Here is a 20,779-nt window from a genome sequence, read left to right as displayed (position 1 = left end):
CGGCCCTTTTTTAAAAGCAGCAGATTATATGCTATAGTTACGTTAATGAATAGAAGAGGAGCGGATGATTTTGACACAAGAACAATTTCCAAAAGGATTTTTATGGGGCGGAGCGGTCGCAGCCAACCAATTAGAAGGAGCATATAACGAAGACGGAAAAGGCTGGTCTGTCCAAGACGTTACACCTCATGGCGGATTCGGCCCAATCACGGAAGAACCGACAGAAGACAATATGAAATTAGTCGGAATCGATTTTTACCACCGTTATAAAGAAGACATCAAATTATTCGCGGAGATGGGTTTCAAAACATTTCGTACGTCGATTGCTTGGTCTCGTATTTTTCCCAATGGTGATGAAGCTGAGCCGAATGAAGCAGGATTGAAATTCTATGATGATTTATTTGATGAATGTTTAAAATACGGCATTGAGCCTCTAGTGACTCTTTCTCACTATGAAACGCCATTGCACTTATCTAAAGAATATGATGGCTGGGTAAATCGTAAAATGATCGATTTTTACGAAAATTACGTGCGAACAGTCTTCACTCGTTATAAAGGAAAAGTAAAATACTGGCTGACCTTCAATGAAATCAACTCTATTTTACATGCGCCATTTATGAGCGGTGGGATTTACACGGCACCTGAAAAATTAACACAAAAAGACTTGTATCAAGCAGTGCATCACGAATTGGTAGCGAGTGCGTTAGCAACCAAAATTGGGCATGAAATTATGCCGGAAGCTCAAATCGGCTGTATGGTCTTGACAATGCCGGTTTATCCGCTCACATCTAATCCAGATGATATGATTGCAGTGATGGAAGCTGAACGCAAAAACTATTTCTTCTCGGATGTCCATGTGCGAGGAGCATACCCTGGCTACATGAAACGCTTCTTCCGTGAGAACGATGTTGAATTGGATTTTGGGCCAGAGGACGAAGCAATTCTTAAAAATACGGTCGACTTTATTTCATTCAGTTACTATATGAGTGTTACAGAAACGGCTGATGAAAGTAAACGTAAGCCTGGTAAAGGCAATATTTTAGGCGGCATACCGAATCCGTACTTAGAAGCTTCTGAGTGGGGCTGGCAAATTGATCCAAAAGGATTGCGCATTGTATTGAATGACTTTTGGGATCGATACCAAAAACCACTTTTCATTGTTGAAAATGGCTTAGGTGCTAACGATGAATTGATCACCGATGAAAATGGCAATAAGACCGTGAATGATGATTACCGAATCGACTACTTAAACGATCACCTTGTTCAAGTTGGAGAAGCGATCAAAGACGGTGTCGACCTAATGGGGTACACCACTTGGGGCTGTATTGACCTTGTTAGTGCTTCAACAGCTGAATTGAAAAAGCGCTATGGTTTTATTTATGTCGATCGTCATGATGACGGCACAGGTACATTAGAACGCTATAAAAAGAAAAGCTTTTACTGGTACAAACAAGTGATTGAAACCAATGGTGCCAGTCTTCATATAAAATAATTTGTTAATAAATAAAAAGGCTCTTGCAGAAGTTTGGCAGGAACCTTTTTTGTTGAATTAAACTTCAAACTATTTTATCTGTCTTTTGATTGATTTCTTTAAAAGCCTAGACTCATAATAAAAAAGCCTCCTTTCTCTTGAATAAAACAGGAAAAAGAGGGCATTTTCTTGCTGCTAGCAGGAATCCTATTGATTTAGTCGGAAATTGGCAGGGATGGCCTACGTTTTCGTATCCAAAAAAGTTTGCGTGCCTTAAATGATAGCATCTCGCACGTTTAGGGCACGCAAACTAGATTTGCCTGCCTTAATGATTGGTATTTAAGCAGTTTAGGGCATGTAAAAGGAATTTTCCTGCCCTAACACTAGAGAGTTAAGCGACTTAGGGCACGGAAAAGAGTTTACGACCTGATCACTAGAAAACTTAATGATTCAAGGTCCTTAAAAGGAGATTAACGACCTTATTGCTAGAGATTCAAATGACTTAAGGTTTTTAAAAGGGGGGAAAACACTATTTTTTAGGTTTATTTCACTGATTCTGTTCTAAACGAGTAGGAGGAACCTTACGGTTCCGACCTCTCACACCACCGTACGTACCGTTCGGTATACGGCGGTTCAATAACTTGAGTATCTTGTTTGGGCAGACGCATACAGTTGGGATAAATCTTTTAATCCCCACTTTATGAGTCTGTCTTTTGTTATAGCTGTATGAATAATGTGGTTTTTGGATGTTCTCCAGTACCCTTTTCGAGAAGCAGCTAATTTTAATGCGTCATCATGTTGGATACCATATCTTTTTAACATAGTATAACGTGTTTTAACTTTCTTCCATCGTTTCCAGATAAGTTGCCGAAGCCTGTGGTTTAACCAGGATTGTGTTTCTGCTATAAAGGTTTTCATATAACTGATACCATAATAATTAATCCAACCAACGGTAACTTGATTAATCTCTTTTACAATGTTCAGGAAAGTTCCTGGTCGTTTACGACTAGTTAGTTTTTGAAGTTTGTCTTTGAATCTTCGTTGTGCCGACTTAGCAGGTCGGCATCCAACTTTCCCATGTGGTTCATAATATGGAATCCTAAAAACTTCGCTTTTGTTGGAGTGGTCACCTTGCTTTTCTTTTGATTTACTGTTAGTCGTAAATCTTTTTCTATATACTCAGTAACACTCTCCATGACTCTTTCACCAGCACGCTGACTTTTAACATAGATAACGAAATCATCCGCGTAACGAATAAATTTATGCCCTCTTCTTTCTAGTTCTCGATCTAGTTGGTTTAGATATACATTTGCGAGTAAAGGTGACAGTGGGCCACCTTGCGGTGCCCCCTTATCTGTTTCGATATAGATATCTTTATCTAATATCCCAGAGCGAAGAAATTTCCAGATTAACTTTAATACAACTTTATCTTGGATAAATTCTTCTAAATAGGCTCTAAGCTTTTGATGGTGGATGGTATCGAAATAACTTTTCAAATCGCAATCGACCACTATTCTATACCCTTCTTCATAATATTCTTCCGCTTTTTGTATGGCTTGATGGGCACTTTTACCTTTACGGAAACCAAAACTATTATTTGAAAAATAGGGGTCAATCATTGGGTCGATAACTTGCAAAATAGCTTGTTGAACAACTCTATCAAGTACACTTGGAATACCTAAATAACGTTTAGAACCATCTGGTTTTGGTATGGGCACTCTTCGAACAGGTTGAGGTTTATACGTACCGTCCTTTAGTTTCTGTACTAACGTTGGGTAATATTTCTTCATATGGTCCTCTAGCTCTTCGACCGTGATACCATCTATTCCTGGAGCTCCTTTATTTTTTCGTACTTTTTCATACGCTTGCCATAGATTACCACTCTCTATGACTTTATCTATTAACGTGATACCATCTTGTTCTTTCATCTCCATGCTGTCACTACTACGCGCTCTTACATACTCTTTCGCTTCCAGCTTGTCCCTTTGTAAGAAGCCATCTTTTCGGTCTTTACCACGATGTTTTCTGCGATTTTGTAGTGACTTCACCTCCTTGTTTCTTCAAGATTATTATTGTTCTGCCCTTCAGAGAACGGCGTTCTCCTACTATGGCATCTGCTGACTTCTCACTATTCGTTGTTACTACGGTGTTTGCCGCTAGTGAGACCTCCCCGGGTAAGAATGATAACCTTCCACTCATGTCACTGCCTCATTTACTGTAGGAGATTCGTGCAGTATAGGACTTCACTTTATTTGGCAAGCTCGTCCATCTCCAGTCAGCCTTGTATGAGATTTCTGTTCGTCAGTGCGAGTGTTTGCGTCCAGCTTCCTTCAGATTCCTCCTCACGGGGGACACCCTTGCTATTCGCTAACAGTTCCTACTGCAAAGCCTGTAGTGGACTTTCACCACCAAGTTATCACCCATGCCGGGCGCACCAAAAAAACCACTTGTTTAAAAAACAAGTGGTTAAAAGGAGTAATACCTGATACTTTGGAGGAGTATAAGGTAAAAATGAAAATATAAAAAAGTTGGTTGTTATTGGTATGTATATAATATACCGATGAAATATGAAGAAAGTATGACCAAAGTTTAATTTTTATGTTAAGAAACTCAAGTATGATAAAAAGAGGCTGACTCAAAATAGTAATGGTGCAGGTTCACCATCCTCTTCTTTGGTTAAGTGTGACAAACACCTTGTATTTCAGCGACAGTTTCTCATTTATAAGAGAACTTCATCCAAATAAGTAAAAGTTATCCGAAAAGTAAACAATAAGTTAGATATACAAAAAAGGGTTGAGTAAATGAACTCAACCCTCAGGGGATAGGACTCTTTTCTTAGGGGAGAAAAGAGAGTAAAAATAAAATGAATTTATTTAAACGACTTTCAAAGTCTAGCAAAATAAAATGAGAAAAAAGTGAAAATCAGTTAATTTTTTTAAGAGTTTCTGCGAAATACTATCTGAGTGGTCTTAAGCTAATGCATCTAAAATCGCTTTATTAAAGGCTGGTAAATCTTTAGGAGTACGGCTTGTAACAAGGCCGCTGTCATCTAGGACAACTTCACTATCTTCATATAAAGCTCCAGCATTTTTTAAATCTACACCGACTTGCTGAACAGAAGTCATTTTTTTGCCTTTGACTACTTCAGCATTGATTAGTAATTGAGGACCATGACAAATCGCAAAAATAGGTTTTTTAGCTTCTTCAAATCCTTTAACAAATGTCAAAAAGCGGTCATCTGCTCGTAATTGATCGGGCGAGAAGCCTCCAGGAATCAATAAAGCATCGAAATCTTCAGGAGAAACTTCATCAATGCCTTTATCAATAGTGATCGTTGCATCGCCTTTTTCACCGGTTACTTGGTTGCCTGCTTTTTCTTCAATGGTAATGACTTCGTGTCCTGCTTTAATTAATGCATCTTTTGGCGAGGTAAATTCGACATCTTCAAATAAATTTGTCACGACTGTTGCAACTTTTTTTCCCATTTTTCTATTCCCTCTTTCTATTTTTTGATTAACTTAAGTGTAACGCAATTGAAAAAGCGACTCAAGAATAAAGGCTTCTTCAAATTTTTTTCTAGCTTTGTATGTGTAAAATAGTTCTCGAGAGTTAATAATTTTACTGGAAAAAAGAAAGAAGGCATTCTATCATAAATGTATGCTTGAGCGGCAAATACATAAATGAAAGAGGCCTTCTTATGAATAAGATTATATCAAAGGTTTACCAAATAATAAAGGATTCAAACCATTTAATAGAGACAGTATCATTCGAACGTGATAATGTCCTAAGTAGGTCGAAGCATAAAATGTCCCAAAATGATAAAATAAACTCATGAAAAGGATCATGCTAACGATGAATGAAGATAAAAAATATAAAGTAATAAAAGCTGTGGCAGAAAAAAGAAAGGAAAAAAAGAGAGCTTGTGTTGAACTTGGGCTCTCGACGAGGCAAGTCAACAGATTGATTCAAGACTATCAAAAAGGAGGAAAAGCTATTTTTTCACACGGTAACAGAGGAAAAACGGCTAAGCACGCTGTGCCAAAGGAAACAAAAAAACAAGTGGTCGAGCTCTATCAAAGTTTTAAGATACAGCCTAATGTGAAGCATTTTACTGAAATTCTGAAGGAGGATTATGACATCTGTTACACCGATACGACTATTCGTCGTATTTTATATCAAGCGAATATTTTATCACCTAAAACCCAAAGAAAAACGCGTAAGAAAATAAAAGCTCGAATCAAAGCTAAATCGATGAAAGGAGAAAAAAAGGCTGAGAACCCATTGGTTCCAAGAGCCGAAGATCAAATGGAGTTACCCGAAAAAAGCCATCCCAGCCGTCCTAGAAAGAAATATCAGGGGGAGCTTATTCAAATGGATGCCAGTTCCTATAACTGGTTTGGTAAAGAGGTGACACATCTTCATTTAGCTATTGATGCCGCTTCTGGTAATATCGTTGGGGCTTATTTCGATACGCAAGAAACACTCAAGGGTTATTATCATGTGCTCAATCAGATTCTAACGAAACAAGGCATTCCCTTAGCTTTTTTGACAGATAAACGAACGGTTTTTGAATACACATCAAAAGCCATGAGAGCGGTTGAAGAAGATACATTTACCCAGTTCGGGTTTGCCTGTCATCAACTCGGTATTGAGATTAGAACTTCATCTATTCCACAAGCTAAAGGACGTGTAGAGCGCTTAAACGGGACTGTTCAATCGCGACTTCCTGTAGATTTAGAATTAGCTGGAATACAATCTATTGAGAAAGCCAATCATTTTTTAACGAAATGGGTTAGAACTTTCAATAAGAAGTTTGGTCATAAAACGAAGGAATCCATTTATGAAAAGGCACCAACTAAATCTGAAATCAATTTGTTATTAGCACGAGTAGCGAATAGAAAAGTGGATAGTGGGCATCATATTCGTTATCAAAATAACTACTACCTGCCTACGGAAGGTAGTGAAGATAAATACTTCACACGAAAATCAAAGGTGCTAATTATCGAAGCGTTTAATGGAGATATCTATGTAAATATAGCTGAAAAAATATACACAACAAGGAGACTGAAAGAGCATGACTATTACTCAAAAGAGTTTGATCCGATTCCAGAGCAAAAAAAAGAAAGACGCCAGTATATTCCCCCACAATCTCACCCGTGGAAACTAGAATCTTTCAAAAGATATCTTCGCAGTGTCGGAAAAACACTCGAAGAGTACGAAGCTGAACAAACAGCTTAAGGCTAATTTTAACAAATTCAGTCACATTAATGCAAGCTTTTGCGAAGTAAAAGCTTGCATTAATGTGACCCTTGGTTTTGGGACATTTTTACTTTCGCTTGACAGGATTCAAACCATTTAATAGAGACAGAAGAAGCTATTCAGGTTTATATGTATGAAGTATTTTCTGAATTAGTGGGAGATGTCTTCACTCATATCAATCAGGTGATCAAAGAGGAGAAACAACTTGAAGGTTGGAAAGTGAAACGAGAAGATTGGAAAACGGTCCAATTTATTTTCGGTCCCGTTCGGTACTATCGTACCTTAATGGTAGATCACACGGATCAGAATCATTATCCACTAGATGAGTGGTTAGGCATTCGAAAATATCAGCGTCATAGTCCATTAGTAGAAGTAAAAGTGGCTGAGTTGGCGAGTAAAGCTACTTATCGAGATACTGCAACTATTCTAAATGAATGGACGGCTGTCACGATCAGCCACCAAACAGTTGGCAGTCTTCTTAAACGCGTTGGATCAGCACAAGCACGTGAAGATGAAGAAAGCGTATTGGAGCTAGAAGAAGCAGTTGAATTGCCAGAAGGGAAAAAAGTGGACTATTTCTATGCCGAAGCGGATGGTGTTTTTGTGCGTGGAACAGAAAAGAAAAAAGCTTAGAAGTTCGTCATGCCATTCTTTACGAAGGCTGGAATAAAAACGGAAAACGCGTTTCTTTAAAGGAACCTAAAGCCATTATGACGACTAAAAAAACCGCTGGTTTTTGGGCAGAGGTCCAAGCCTTTACAGCGAATCATTATGCCTTACAACAAGCCCAAGTCATTACCAATAGTGACGGTGGACAAGGCTATACTGCAGATAGATTCCAAGAAGCTTTTTCTCAATCGAATTATCCCGTTCTCAATCAGCTAGACTCTTATCATGTTTTTCAAGGGTTGAATCGTGCATTTGGCGTGAAAACTAACGTTTTTAAACAGCAGGTCAAGCAAGCAATAAAGATGCATGATTTAGATCATTTAACTATTTGGCTGGATACGTATGAAAGTACGTTAGACGAAACAGCAGCAGTGGAAAAACTGAATACATTTAGAACCTATGTAGTACGAAACTGGGATCGCATTTTCGATTGGCGTGAAAAAGTAGAACAGGCTCCGAAAGGCGCCAGAGGGTTAGGCGCAATGGAATCGAATCAACGACACATCTCTTTTCGCATGAAAAAGCGTGGGATGCATTGGAGCGCAGAAGGTTGCGAGGCTATGGTAAAGGTGAAACAAGGGATGTTCAATCACACCTTGCGTGAAGCCTACCTTCACCAACAAAATAGAAGTGCGAGACAACAACGCAAGCTGAACCAAACGGTTCGTTTAGCGTCGTTATTGCATGAGAAAACACGGCAGTCAATCGGGGCAAAGAATGGGACCATTCCCTTGTATGCCTCTCGTTCATCGGCAATAGGACAATTAATTAAAAGTTTTCGTTAATTCCTGTCTTTTGGGAGAAGGTTCCTGGTTTTAGGAACGTTCTTCCAAAAGATGGGCCAGCAAGCGGCGGAGCCGTGCGGTAGCTGATGGGTGTATAAAAATAGAGTGCCTAAACTAGTGAAGGAATAGGACACTCGAGAAAAACTTGACACAAACTCTAGCTTTGCTAAAGTATGCGATTCCATTATTTTCATGTTATGATTAAATAGAAGACGAAAAAGAATGGAGGAATAAAATTGAACATTGCATTGATTGCTCATGATAAGAAAAAAGATGAAATGGTTAAATTGATTTCATCTTATCAAGATATTTTGAAAAAACATGCTCTTTTTGCCACCGGAACAACAGGACAAAGAATCGTCGATGCTACAGGTTTAGATGTACACCGTTTTAAGTCAGGTCCATTAGGCGGAGACCAACAAATTGGAGCCTATATTTCAGATGATAAAATAGACATGGTGATTTTTTTAAGAGACCCGTTGACCGCCCAACCTCATGAACCGGATATCACTGCTTTACTCCGATTAAGTGATGTTTATGAAATTCCTTTAGCTACCAATATGGGAACAGGCGAAATCTTGCTGCGCGGATTAGGAGAGGGCTTAGTAGATTGGAGAAAAATCCATCATCATGCTGGGCGTTCAGTATTAAATACAGAACTTTAAAATTAAAAACTCCTGCAACCTTATAAAAATAGGTTCAGGAGTTTTTTTAACTTTATTAGGAATCAGATTATTTAATGGTCTCCATTATTTCTTTGTATGCTTCTTGACTTTCTTTAAAGTCAGCAACGGCATCGCTTAGAGCATCCATTTCTTTCTCTGAATGAACAGATTCTCCTGACTCAATAAGTTGTTTAAATCCTACTAAGGCAGATTTAGTTTTATCAGCACTTGAGACAGCGAAATCTCGACTTTTTTGAAATTTTTCAGTTGATTCCGGAACTTTTGCTAAGAAATCACTAACCAATACGTCAAAATCATCTATTACTTGATTAAGTTCTTTTTCAGAGGAAGAATCCTCTTCGAATTTGTCTAATTGCTTAGAAAATGTATTTAAAATATAAACATAGGCAATTTCATAATCAGGGTAAAGGAACTGATAATCGGTGTCCTCATTGGTTAGATTAAGGGCAGCAGAAGATTGATTCTCACTGGGAGCCGGTTGGTTTTCTTGTTCAGTATTATGAGTAGATAAATAATAAAATAACCCAATAAAGACAACCAATACAATAATAACAAGGATCATAAAAATTTTAATTATTTTTTTACTATTAAGGTTCTTTTGATTTTTGATCGTTAACGTCTCCTAACTTTTTTGTTATCGAAGTTACTTTAAAATTTTCTAATTACTTTGTCAATCAGTAAACGAAACAATTCAAGCCAACTATTCTCGTCATTAAAAATAGAGCTGGATTGAGCAGTAAAAAACTCTTTTTAATTAAAAAAATTGTGCGAATACGACCCCGAGTGTATACAAAATAGGATACAGCATCATAATACCGGCCATATTTTTTAAAGCCACTGGGAAGGTCTTTTGTTTGTCTTGTACTTCAAAATAAGGAGACAAATTCTTCCAATACTTTGGAAACAATATAACCAGTATTAATATAAGGAGTGGGGCTAATTTTAAGTAGACCAGCAAAATCAACCATAAAAAATTAAAAATGAATACGAATTTAAATAACTGGACGGCTTTCTTTTTACCTAAATAATAAACTAACGTTTTTCTGCCATTCACGATATCTTCTTCTAAATCACAAGTATTATTGGCCAATAAGTTGTTAAACATCATAACAACCATCGGTAAGCTAACGAAGAAGACTAATTTTACCGTCTGGAAAGAAAAACTAGCATCATCATATAAACACAAATAGGCACTGATCAAAGGAATGACAAATCCGCTGAACAAAGATGTGACGGTCTCGGCAATCGGCAAACTATTTAATGGTTTAGGTCCTGATGAGTAAAATAACCCCACATAAAAGCCTAAAATACCTAACCCTAATAGGATTAAATTGAAATTAGTAGACCAGACTAATAGCAGACCGAAAAAAGAAGCTAATCCTAAAAAGAATAAAAAGGTTTTCTTTACTGCTGCTAAATCAAGGTTTTCTCTTCCGATGATATTAGATTTTATTTTATAATCATGGGCATCTGAAGCATTTTTATAATCCATATAATTATTAAAGATATTAACGGCTACATGGAAAAAAATGATTGTTAAGATATATAAAATGATACGCCAATTCCATGTATGGTTATAGTGATAGGTTGAAAAAGAAACTCCTAATAGGATTAAAAAAAGATTCAATGGAGAAGTGTAGATTTCTCCAAGCTCCCATAGTAGTTTGAATTTAGTTTTGATAATCGTCATCTCCCAAAAAGTTACCTGCTGTACTCAGGTTTAATATGCAATAAAGCTGCTTTGTCGGTAAACTAAGTTTAGAAGCATTCTTCAAAAAAATTATTTGATTCCTGACGCTAGCAATTTTATTTACAGATCTAAGTATAGCCTATTTTGTAGGTAAATGTACATGATGAATCCATGAATAGTGGTGGCTTTTTGGGAAAATAAATAACGGAATAGAAAGGGTTTGGGATTAAGTTAACTAGTAGAGGGTGCTGATTTTCCTTAATAGTCTATTTAACTAGTTCAATCCAAATTTTCGAAAAACGTAAAATGATCTTTACAATAATCGGTAAGTTAAATGAAAAGAAAGTGAAGATAAAATAGTGAAACTTATGCTGCACTTAAGTTATCTAAATGTACGATATAAGAAACATTCTTGTCCAACTAAGGGCAGGTTACTGAAACCAGATAAATGAAGCTGAAAAATGGTTGCAGGTTTATAATCCTCAAAAGGTTAGAAATTTGCCAATATAGAATAAGGCAAATCAATCATAAATTTCGATAAATAAAGAAGCACAATTATCCAGTAAAGGGGTCTTCCATGGATACAGAACTTATTTTATTAGTAGTAGGGATAGTTTTTCTGGGCTCGCTAATGCGGGCAGTTTTTGGTTTTGGGGATTCAATTGTGAGTATGCCATTATTGGCTTTATTGCCAATTAACTTGTCTACCTCGATTGCGTTGATTGGTTTAGGCGGATTCACGGTTGCTGTACTAACTGTTCTTTCAGGTTGGAAAAACGTTGATCGGCCAGTTCTGAAACAACTTTCTATTGGTACATTAGTTGGTATTCCTGTTGGATTGTTGTTAGTTAAATTCGCTCCTAATACCGTGATTACGTATATTTTAGGAATCTTTCTGATTGTCTATGGTATGTACTCTTTAGTTAAAAATAAAATTGGACAGTCGAAACCGCGATTATGGCTGAATAAGCCTGTTTGGTCATTGCCCTTTGGTTTTGCAGCAGGCATGTTCGGCAGTGCGTATAATATGAATGGAGTTCCTATTGTTGTTTATGGCACAATGCGAGAATGGAAACCAGAGGTCTTTAGAGAAACTCTGCAGGCACATTTCTTGATTTCCAGTTCATTGATTATTATTGGTCAGTTTATGGGCGGCTTCTGGTCTAAAGAATTATTGGTTTTATATGGTTTTTCTTTGCCAGCAATTGGAATAGCTATTTTACTGGGGAAATTTATCTATGTCAGAATCCCAACTTATAAATTTGAACGCTACGTTTTTATTTTAGTTATTCTGTTAGGAATTATGTTATTGATTAATCCTGCCTGATAACAAACAAGTGAAAAACACATAAAAACCATCAAATTCAAATGAATTCGATGGTTTTTATTTATTTTATAATCCACATTTTAATTGAGCATTACAATTGGTGCAGGTATTGCAGCCGCCTAAATCTTCGACAGTTCCTTGTCGACAGATCGGACAAGTATCGCCCACTTCATTGCCGATAGTAGTTTCAGCTATGCTTGCAGCGACAGGGTCAGTTTTTTCGGTGTAATCTGAATCGGCTTCCCAATTATTTTCTTCAGCTTTTAGTGTCAACACTTGAGAATCACGACTACCGTCAACGTAGACCGTTCCGCCTTTTGCACCGCCTTTATATAAGCGTTCATAGATACTTTGAACTTGTTCCACGCTATAGCCGCGAGGAGCATTAACGGTTTTAGAAATTGAACTGTCTACCCACCGTTGGATAACACATTGGACGTCGACATGTGCTTCCGGTGCCAAACTCATCGCTGAAACAAATTGACTCGGTAAATTGTCCGGATCAGCTTCTGGATGCCGGCTTAAATAGTCTTCTAGAATCGCAGCTTTAACTTCAATAAATTTGCCCAAACGACCACTTCTGAAGTAACTGAAAGAGAAGTAAGGTTCCAATCCAGTTGATACCCCAACCATCGTACCAGTTGAACCTGTTGGAGCAACGGTCAGCAAGTGAGAATTGCGAATACCATAGGTCAAAATATCTTGACGGATGTGTTCTGGCATTTGCTTCATGTATCCAGTATTGATGAAGTTTTTGCGTAATTGAGCTGTTTCTTCCTCTGTTTTACCAATCAAGAACGGAAAGCTGCATTTTTCTTTAGCTAATTCAATGGATGTTTCATAAGCGGTGACAGCAATAGCTTCAAATACTTGATCGACTAATTTATTTCCTTCAGGAGAGCCATATTCTTTTCCGGTATAAATCAGTAAATCAGCTAATCCCATAATGCCAAGACCAACCCGGCGTTCGCCTAATGCTTGTTTTTCATTGTCTTCTAAAAAGTATGGGGTTGCATCAATCACATTGTCTTGCATCCGCACACCGGTTTTAACGGTTTGTTTTAATTTAGCAAAGTCGACGGTCTCGGCATCCTTATCCGCCATTTCAGCTAAATTAATCGCAGCTAAATTACAAACCGAATAAGGAGCTAATGGTTGTTCGCCGCAAGGATTTGTTGCGACTACTTTTTGTCCATAAGCTGTTGCATTTGTCATTTTATTGGCATTGTCAATAAAGAAAATGCCCGGTTCAGCAGAGTAAGTGGCACAGATGTTGATCAAATTCCATAGTTCGCGAGCTTTGATCTTCCGGTAAGTCCGGACTGCACGACCGCTGGCTTCCCATTCGCGAACATCGCCGACTTCTGTCCAATAAGCATCATAAAAAGCCATTTCAGCTTCATTATAAGATTCAACAGCCGGGAAACGCAGGGCATACTCTTCGTCATTTTCAACAGCTTGCATAAAGTCATCGGTTAAGCAAATAGAGATATTGGCGCCTGATAAGAAGTCGGGATGATGAACTCCATATGTTCCGCCGGTTCGGACTTTATCTTCAACTTCTTGTAAAGTAGCCTGATCAAATCCACCAGTACCCGGCATATTTTTATAATTTAAGATATTTTGGTACATAGCTGATTCACGCTCAGTAAAAGGCGTAAATTTTAATTTTTCAGAAGCCAATTTTTTGATTTGGGCATCTTCTGTATTTTCAATCAAATAACGAAGGATCCGTGGATTTTGCATTTTAGAAATAATGAATTCAATGATATCTGGATGCCAATCAGACAGCATAATCATTTGAGCACCACGACGACTGCCACCTTGTTCAACTAAATGAGTCAATTGTGCGATATCGTCTAACCAAGAAACAGAACCCGATGACTTACCGTTTACACCGCGAACCAATGAATTGCGCGGGCGTAAAGTAGAACCGTTTGTTCCGACACCACCACCGCGACTCATGATTTCCATGATCTTTTTACGATGATCTGAAATTCCGCCACGTGAATCAGGAACAAAAGGCATCACATAACAATTGAAATATGTGACTTCAGTATCCGAACCTGCACCGTACAAAACGCGACCAGCAGGAATAAAGTTCAACTTCGCCAATTCATTGTAAAAGCGATGATAAGAAGCTTCACGCTGTTCAGCTGTTTTTTCAACTGCCGCCAGCCCCGTTGCATTGCGTTTTGCGATCTGCTCGTAATAAATTTCTAACGGTTTCTCAATAGCATCTAAATCACGAGTGACTATCCCTGTTTCTTGTTCACTTGGATTTTCAATAGTCCCACGATATTCTTCTTCTATCAAAATTTGAGCAGTATGGTTTTCATAATTAATTTGAGTTACAAAGCCTGTACCGCGAGTTGGGTAGCTAGGATCAGGCTTGACTGTTAATACAACTAAATCTCCAACAGAAAGAGTCACTTTGGAAGTATCTTTAAAAGCATAGCGATCCAGCATAACAAGACGCGAAACCCCCATATGTGTTAGCGACATGTCTGCTGTAATTGGATGAACTTGGGGGAAAACTTGAATATCCTCATTTAACTTATTGATATTTACTGTTGCATCGGTCGATACGTTCATTACCACATCAATCACTCCTCGTGTTAGTTAAGCTTTGTTAAATAGTATGTAATAGAGTTGTTTTTTTATTTTTTATACCATATAGTGTTGTTTCGAATTTATTGTACACCATATGTAGTATTAAATCACTCTTGAAGTTCTGGAATAATTATGATTTGTTTGTGAAATGTTGAGAAGACAAGCACTTTTAGCATTAAAATTTTTTATAATTTTTCTGAATGTTTGTTTACCTTATGTAGGTCACTAAGGTGTTGAGTCTAGAGTAGAAAATAGTTAAAAAAGATGCCTAAAATCGTCAAAAAGTAAAAACTATATTATGCTTTTATCTTCTTAAATAAAAATCGGTGGTAGAAACCCATTATAATAAAGGTTTTCTACCACCGAAAAAGCAAGTTAATATTTTTTTGTTTTTGGGAAAAAGGATGGTTGATTCAGCTCATATTTTTTATTTGAGTATCTAGACTTTTATCCAATTTCCAATCCATTTTTGGGCTGTATAATCATATAGCCGTTTGTATGCATGCCCATTAATATTCTTAAACCGCCAGCCTGTGATATTTGCTAATGGTGTAATATGACCATTGTTGTCATCCGATAGAGAATACGATACGACACTATGATTAGTTGTAACAGTATTTGGCAATTCGGAAGCATCCACTTGAATATTTGCAAATATTAACCACATTAGTAAACTTACGATAGGCAAAACTAGTTTTTTCATTCTAAAGTTCCTTTCTTATTCTTCAATAATTGGAATCCCATTCAATGAGTTGTCATTCACATCATCTATAACGCCCATGTCTTGGTTTGTAATGAATAGTCTAAATTCACCTGTCTTTTTCTTGAGAATATAAGTATCAGAAGAATCAACTATTTCTGTGCTTTCATTTTTTGAAACTTCATCAATTCTATAAGGTTCTAAAATAATTGATGAAGCTATTAAGAGAATGAGTGATATTAGGACCAAGAATATTGGTTTGGTAGACTGTTTTTCATACCCTTCGATCATAAATTCGATTCTTCTTTTTAAAGTATTTGTTTCAATAAAGGTAAAAGAAGCCAGCTGGTTTTCTAAAGACGTTGCTGTAGCTTTCTGTTTTACGAGCTCATGGTTAACACTAATCAAACTTTCAAGGTAATCAAAATAGTTCTGTTTCCGTATGCTCTTTGTGACCTGAGAATCAACTCTTATTTCAAGTACTAATTGAATCTGTTTTCTCAAAATATAAATAGGTAAAAACCACCAATAGACACTTACCAGTATCTCCAAGACTAATTTAATCAAAATATCTTGATTTTGAGCATGCTGGACCTCATGTAGAAAAATATATTCCAACTCATCATCAGTAAAATCAATATTCGGTAAAAGAAGTTTAAATTCTTTGAACCCATAAATCATGGGGGTAGTAATATTGTTACTTGAGTAAATTTTAACATTCATTTGATCAAGCTTTTTAAAGGCATGAATCCTTTTACTAGCGTACAAGTTTGTTTGATCTTCCATTGTATAGATAAAACAATTAATTTTTGAGTATCGGAAAATCAATTTGACAAGTAAAAATACACTTCCGAGTATCCATATCATAATCAGAGTAGAGAAATACGTAAGATTAGCAAAATGGAACAATTGAATTTTTCTTTCGAAAAATTCATATAACGTTGGTAAAACAGTTGTTGATTTTAAAGTTAGTGTCCAATCACTTTCCAAGGGGAAAATCAATCTTAATAATACAACTAACGTTAAGATCAAAATAAAATCAATTCTAATGACTTTATATATCTGTTTATTAGATAGTAAGTATTGAATAAGAAGGACAATAATAGAAACTAAGGATAATGAGATAAGCAGAGAAGAAAATGAATAATGCATGTTTTAGACATCCTTTGTCTGTTGCTTTTTTTCTTTAATCAGTTGTTCAAGTTCATTTAATTCTTCTTGAGTTGCTTCTTTATCTATGAAAGTCGCAAATAAATTACTAAGAGAATCATTAGATAATTCAGATATCAAGTATTCTTCTTGAGAGATAGTTGGTTTGTAGTATCGTGCAAGTACTGTTCCGCTATAGTCAATTTTATCGACACTAATGATATTTCTTTTATTTAATTTACGAACGATGGATTGAATGGTATTTTTACTTAAACTTGGATTAACCTTTTCAATGTCCGATACGTTAAGTGGAAAGTCAGAGTTCCAAAAAATGTCCATAATTTCTTTTTCTCGTTTAGTAAATCCTTTAATTTTAATATGAGCACCTCCAAAATAGTATAGAATACTTTTGCTTTATTTTACTCCATTTCTTTAAAAATACCAATACGTTATTTTTATAATGTATTGGTATTTTTATGTTGACAAAAAGCTGATTTAATTATAAACTGTTTTTGTAATCGGTTGCATATTTATTGATTTTATAAACTTAGGTTTATCATATTGGATTAAAAAGACAGTTAGGATTTTAACTGTAGGTTAGCTATAAGGAGGTGTAGTAGATTCACGATCATATCTATTTATCATAAAAAACATATTGTATAATTAAGAAACGAATAAAAAAGGAAAACTCCTTAAAATCAATAATACAACCCATTGCGCTCGTTTATTAAGTTAAGGAGAATTGATAAGCGAGTGTACTACTTTTAATTGATATTAAATATAATTTTGGAGGAGTAAAAAATGAAAAAATACTTATTAAGTATATTGTTAGGAATTGCTGTTGTTGGTGCTGGATTTTTTCTTAGTGTGAGGTCTGTAGAAGCATCAGAGATACAAGCAGAAAGTGAAATTACTGGAGAAATAGTCCCACAATACATTGCTTGCCCAGGAGGCGGAAAACATAAAATGGTAGGTAATGCTACTGGAAGAGTAATTGATAGCAATACAGGAAAAACGTTGTTGGATAGAGCTTACTGTTTTAGATGTAGTAAATGTGGTTTAATAATCATTAGTCAAAATTCTCCAATTCTTGGAGCTGGTAGTTTAGGGAAATATGCCACCGGTAGTGGTCCTGTAGCTAATCATACTGTTCTACGTACACCATATGGATTATCTCAAAACTCGAAACTAGGTAACGATGAGTTTACTAAAAGCTTAACTTGGGGTTAAAACAAAATTAGTTACTCTGACTGCTTATACTTTCGGAAAATAAGAAAGGAGGACTATTTTTGAGGAAAAAGCATAACTCTTTTTTATTCATTGTGTGTTTTACCGCTATATTTATGTTATTTGGCTGTGAAAATAATTCTGACGAAGGTTTAAGCAATGAAAACAATAAGAATATTGAAGTTATCAAGACCGTTTTGGAAAAAACCTTAAATGCACCTGATGAAACTTTATTAACCAAATTATATGACTCTGATAACGCTACGACTATTAATCAAAATTCAAGCGAAACTTCTGTATCTTCTAATGACAACACTGAATTGGATCAATATCTAGAAGATCATTATGGAGCGTATTTTACTGATTATGGTTATGAAAAATTTTTTAATACAAGTGGCGTAGGATTTAATTACTCGGTTGAAGCAGAACAGGCCAACTACAAATTAAAGACTGATAAAATTAGCGTTGTGCAAGATAAAGAAGACCCTCAACGGTATCAATTTGAAGTAACCGTAGAATATACTGATGCATCTAATGAGAACGATACAAGAAATATAAGTGGAAGAGTTGAAATGGAGAATGAACAAATTAACTCCCTTGATATTAATGATGACAATGGGCTATTACAAGAGATGATGAGTCAACAGTAGGTTAAATGAAGTGGATAAAAAAGCAACACTTAACTTAATTGTAATAGTGAGAAAAATGAAATCAGTATAACCTTTTTATAGTATGTTTACACAGTTAATGTCTTTTAATCAAGGGTGTTTAAAATTGAAACAAATTAACTTAAGTTGAACCGATTGTTAACTTGCTAAATAACTGGGTATAGATAGAAAAAAACTACTAATCATTTTGATTAGTAGTTTTTTGAAAAATGACGATTGCTTAATCACAATTATGTGAACTTATGAGTTGAACGTCTGCTTTTATTTGTAATAATCGTTTTTTTTATTTTTTAATTTAACTTTTTTCCGAGAAAAGATTTATTTTCGGTTTCAATATCACGAGCAAGATGTAACTCTCCATTCAACATTTTGGTTATAACCAAAATGATCGTTAATCACAGTTACTCCTTACGTTCTTAAATTAATAAAATATGTATATTTCTTTCATTTCTGAGAGAATTTATTCACAATAAATACTTGTACTAGTAGACAATTCAAGCAATTGCTCTTTAGTCGTTCTATTTTTTGATAATTTAGGTAAATCTTCTAAATCAAAAAAGCCGACAGCAGAAGTTTCGATATTTTCTTTGAATGTTCCGCCAACGACAGTACAAGAAAAAACCAATTTATAATATTGAAACAGTTGCGGGATATCTTTTCGTAAATTTGTATCGAATACAGCAATTAAATTACACTGGTCAACAATTAGACCTGTTTCTTCAAATACTTCTTTTATAATGCTTTCTTTAGGTGTTAAACCTATTTCTGCATAACCTCCAGGCAAAGCCCACTCTTTTGTTGGGAAATCTTCTACGAGCAATATTTTGTTACCTTCTTTAATATAAGCTCGAACATCAATTTTAGGCGTAAGGTATCCTTATTCAATTTCATGTATCATAAACCGATTGTTTTAGTAGTTAACTGAAAATGCAAACAAAGCGATTAGTCTTTCTCGACTAATCGCTTTGTTCTAAATTATTTTTTCTCATTCATTGTCGTATAGAAACTATCAAAGACGAGTAATAAAACATTAAAGAAAATCTTACTATCATCGGCTAAAAAAGAGTAGATAAACTAAGGCAAAGACTCGAATATCACTTATATAATTAATCAACACATTTTGTAATAAAACTGGGGTAATATCAATAATTTTCCTTTATATAACTAATTGTCTGAAAAATCTCACTATATATTTTTTCAATATCACTTTTAGTTATATTTTCTTTATTATCTTTGCTCTTAGAAAATCTCCAAGTCTCCCCTAATTCATTTTCTGGGTGGTATAAGTATCCAGCTGCGTAACTCTTGGGAGAAACATCCGGTACACCAGTATAAGTAACATTTTCAAAGACGAATGGTATGTGAGCTTTTGTAGTTCCCATAAAAAAAACAGGAATATTCAATTGCTTGTATACCTCAATATACTTGTCATCAGAAGCTTCTGATAAATTTTCTGGCATTACAAATACAGCGTCACTATCAGTATTTATAGAAGAATTTTCGTTTGCTAAATCTTCAAAGGTTATCTTAGAAAATAAAATGTTTTTTTCTTTTACTTTAGGAATTTCACCGATTACCGTTATTCTTAAAGCGTTTCCTTCATAAATCTTATGGTTATTTGTAGAACATCCTGAAATAAATATGCTTAATAGAAAAAATAGGAAAAAGAACCATTTTTTTTCAACACTTATACTCTTCTCCTTGTCTTAATACACAGAGTAAGTTTTACGATAAAATACATCCTAGTATATTTTTTAACAAGGTAATAATACCAATATAAGAAAGCGCTGTCAACGATATCTTTATAAACAAATTTAAACTTTAAAATTGCTTATATGAAAACAATACTTTAAACTTTTTATATTGAAAATTACTATACTAGACAGTCAAAAGTTCTTTTCTGAACAAAACAAAAAAGTGTGTTTCTCGTCTTTTTGGTGTATTCTCAAGTAAAAAAACAAAGGGGATAAGCCAAACGACAAGAACCACACTCAAACTATGTTTAATATACTCTATTTCTTGTCGTTTGAAATCTATTATATGGCCTTTTTTAAATGAAAAATGAATGACTTTTCGTTCTTGTTTTAAGCGCTCGGCATCTTTTCGCTGGTTTCTTATAGTGGTCATAAGATTCATGGTCCGTTCCGATCAGTTAGGAATCATTAGTTTTATACGTTCATTTTTCCTGGCTCCTGTTTCATATGGATCATTGCTACACTTTTTTCATGCTTCCTCTTGGAGGCTCCAACAAATCAGTCAAACTTGGATGGATCTTGTGGCCCAATCCGGTCAATTAAAACGGATGGATGACAAAGCCGTTCTTGTTGGGGATGGAGTGAAGGTGATGAAAGAAGCACGAAAAATGCCGGCTGTTAAAAAATTGTATCAAGAAACAGAAAACAGCGCAAAAGCCAGCTATATCTTCGGACATCATTTTGGGATCATCAGTGTTCTGACTGGAAATACCCACTTATTTTGTACGCCTCTTATTGGCACTATTCAAGATGGAGATTAGGAGATCCGTCAATGGAAAGA

At 35.5% G+C, this 20,779-nt stretch carries 17 protein-coding genes and 2 pseudogenes; 8 read left to right on the top strand and 11 right to left on the bottom strand.

What is annotated here, in order from left to right:
- The first annotated feature begins 64 nt into the window (after positions 1 to 64).
- A complete protein-coding gene (locus tag BR87_RS07235; RefSeq protein WP_035030413.1) occupies positions 65 to 1,492 on the top strand; it encodes a glycoside hydrolase family 1 protein in 1,428 nt (475 codons plus the stop codon).
- 612 nt (positions 1,493 to 2,104) lie between these two features.
- Here the strand turns inward: BR87_RS07235 and BR87_RS13365 are convergent.
- From BR87_RS13365 to BR87_RS07225, 3 genes are all read right to left on the bottom strand, one after another.
- Positions 2,105 to 2,455 (bottom strand): group II intron maturase-specific domain-containing protein, encoded by a 351-nt coding sequence (locus BR87_RS13365; RefSeq protein WP_244877061.1) that lies wholly within the window; start codon positions 2,453 to 2,455, stop codon positions 2,105 to 2,107.
- A 26-nt stretch (positions 2,456 to 2,481) separates the two neighbouring features.
- The gene (gene ltrA, locus BR87_RS07230; RefSeq protein ID WP_244877016.1) at positions 2,482 to 3,519 is read right to left on the bottom strand and encodes a group II intron reverse transcriptase/maturase; all 1,038 of its coding nucleotides are present in this window, start codon (positions 3,517 to 3,519) and stop codon (positions 2,482 to 2,484) included.
- Positions 3,520 to 4,440: 921 nt separating this feature from the next.
- Positions 4,441 to 4,956 (bottom strand): type 1 glutamine amidotransferase domain-containing protein, encoded by a 516-nt coding sequence (locus BR87_RS07225; RefSeq protein WP_035030411.1) that lies wholly within the window; start codon positions 4,954 to 4,956, stop codon positions 4,441 to 4,443.
- Positions 4,957 to 5,323: 367 nt separating this feature from the next.
- Between BR87_RS07225 and BR87_RS07220 the strand changes: the two genes are divergently transcribed.
- The 3 genes and pseudogenes from BR87_RS07220 to mgsA all read left to right on the top strand — a co-directional run bounded on the left by BR87_RS07220 (position 5,324) and on the right by mgsA (position 8,849).
- The gene (locus BR87_RS07220; protein WP_035030408.1) at positions 5,324 to 6,709 is read left to right on the top strand and encodes an ISNCY family transposase; all 1,386 of its coding nucleotides are present in this window, start codon (positions 5,324 to 5,326) and stop codon (positions 6,707 to 6,709) included.
- Positions 6,710 to 6,829: 120 nt separating this feature from the next.
- Positions 6,830 to 8,184: pseudogene (locus BR87_RS07215) on the top strand (ISLre2 family transposase).
- Between the two features lie 236 nt (positions 8,185 to 8,420).
- A complete protein-coding gene (mgsA, locus tag BR87_RS07210; protein ID WP_035030404.1) occupies positions 8,421 to 8,849 on the top strand; it encodes a methylglyoxal synthase in 429 nt (142 codons plus the stop codon).
- 67 nt (positions 8,850 to 8,916) lie between these two features.
- Here the strand turns inward: mgsA and BR87_RS07205 are convergent, their stop codons facing one another.
- Both BR87_RS07205 and BR87_RS07200 read right to left on the bottom strand, forming a co-directional pair.
- Positions 8,917 to 9,432, bottom strand: a complete 516-nt coding sequence (locus tag BR87_RS07205; protein ID WP_035030402.1) for a hypothetical protein — start codon at positions 9,430 to 9,432, stop codon at positions 8,917 to 8,919.
- A 192-nt stretch (positions 9,433 to 9,624) separates the two neighbouring features.
- Positions 9,625 to 10,560: a prenyltransferase gene (locus tag BR87_RS07200; protein ID WP_244877042.1), complete on the bottom strand. Its 936-nt coding sequence runs from the start codon at positions 10,558 to 10,560 to the stop codon at positions 9,625 to 9,627.
- Between the two features lie 577 nt (positions 10,561 to 11,137).
- Here BR87_RS07200 and BR87_RS07195 point away from each other — a divergent pair.
- Entirely contained in the window at positions 11,138 to 11,887 is a 750-nt protein-coding gene (locus BR87_RS07195) for a sulfite exporter TauE/SafE family protein (RefSeq protein WP_035030400.1), read from the top strand.
- Positions 11,888 to 11,953: 66 nt separating this feature from the next.
- Here BR87_RS07195 and BR87_RS07190 read toward each other — a convergent pair whose 3' ends face one another.
- The 4 genes from BR87_RS07190 to BR87_RS07175 all read right to left on the bottom strand — a co-directional run bounded on the left by BR87_RS07190 (position 11,954) and on the right by BR87_RS07175 (position 16,721).
- Positions 11,954 to 14,482, bottom strand: a complete 2,529-nt coding sequence (locus tag BR87_RS07190) for a vitamin B12-dependent ribonucleotide reductase (protein ID WP_035032956.1) — start codon at positions 14,480 to 14,482, stop codon at positions 11,954 to 11,956.
- 457 nt (positions 14,483 to 14,939) lie between these two features.
- Complete coding sequence (locus BR87_RS07185) at positions 14,940 to 15,167, bottom strand: hypothetical protein (RefSeq protein WP_156959093.1); 228 nt, start codon at positions 15,165 to 15,167, stop codon at positions 14,940 to 14,942.
- 51 nt (positions 15,168 to 15,218) lie between these two features.
- The gene (locus BR87_RS07180; RefSeq protein WP_035030396.1) at positions 15,219 to 16,352 is read right to left on the bottom strand and encodes a M56 family metallopeptidase; all 1,134 of its coding nucleotides are present in this window, start codon (positions 16,350 to 16,352) and stop codon (positions 15,219 to 15,221) included.
- A gap of 3 nt (positions 16,353 to 16,355) precedes the next feature.
- Complete coding sequence (locus tag BR87_RS07175; RefSeq protein ID WP_280512203.1) at positions 16,356 to 16,721, bottom strand: BlaI/MecI/CopY family transcriptional regulator; 366 nt, start codon at positions 16,719 to 16,721, stop codon at positions 16,356 to 16,358.
- A gap of 429 nt (positions 16,722 to 17,150) precedes the next feature.
- Here BR87_RS07175 and BR87_RS07170 point away from each other — a divergent pair, with 429 nt between their 5' ends.
- On the top strand, positions 17,151 to 17,579 hold the full coding sequence (locus tag BR87_RS07170) for a hypothetical protein (protein ID WP_035030390.1): 429 nt from the start codon (positions 17,151 to 17,153) through the stop codon (positions 17,577 to 17,579).
- Positions 17,580 to 17,638: 59 nt separating this feature from the next.
- Positions 17,639 to 18,226 carry a hypothetical protein gene (locus BR87_RS07165; RefSeq protein ID WP_035030387.1) on the top strand — a complete coding sequence of 196 codons (588 nt, stop codon included), beginning with the start codon at positions 17,639 to 17,641 and terminating at the stop codon, positions 18,224 to 18,226.
- 478 nt (positions 18,227 to 18,704) lie between these two features.
- Here BR87_RS07165 and BR87_RS07160 read toward each other — a convergent pair.
- Positions 18,705 to 19,121 (bottom strand): annotated as a pseudogene (locus tag BR87_RS07160) (NUDIX domain-containing protein); the annotation flags it as partial.
- Between the two features lie 265 nt (positions 19,122 to 19,386).
- Positions 19,387 to 19,704 (bottom strand): hypothetical protein, encoded by a 318-nt coding sequence (locus BR87_RS12640; RefSeq protein ID WP_156959092.1) that lies wholly within the window; start codon positions 19,702 to 19,704, stop codon positions 19,387 to 19,389.
- Positions 19,705 to 20,519: 815 nt separating this feature from the next.
- Here BR87_RS12640 and BR87_RS12625 point away from each other — a divergent pair.
- Positions 20,520 to 20,759: a hypothetical protein gene (locus BR87_RS12625; protein WP_156959091.1), complete on the top strand. Its 240-nt coding sequence runs from the start codon at positions 20,520 to 20,522 to the stop codon at positions 20,757 to 20,759.
- Positions 20,760 to 20,779: the final 20 nt, after the last annotated feature.

Origin of the sequence: Carnobacterium mobile DSM 4848, from assembly GCF_000744825.1 — a bacterium.
Lineage (GTDB): Bacteria > Bacillota > Bacilli > Lactobacillales > Carnobacteriaceae > Carnobacterium_A > Carnobacterium_A mobile.
Note: the sequence above shows the minus strand (reverse complement) of the source record. Positions and strands in the feature narration are given on the sequence as shown.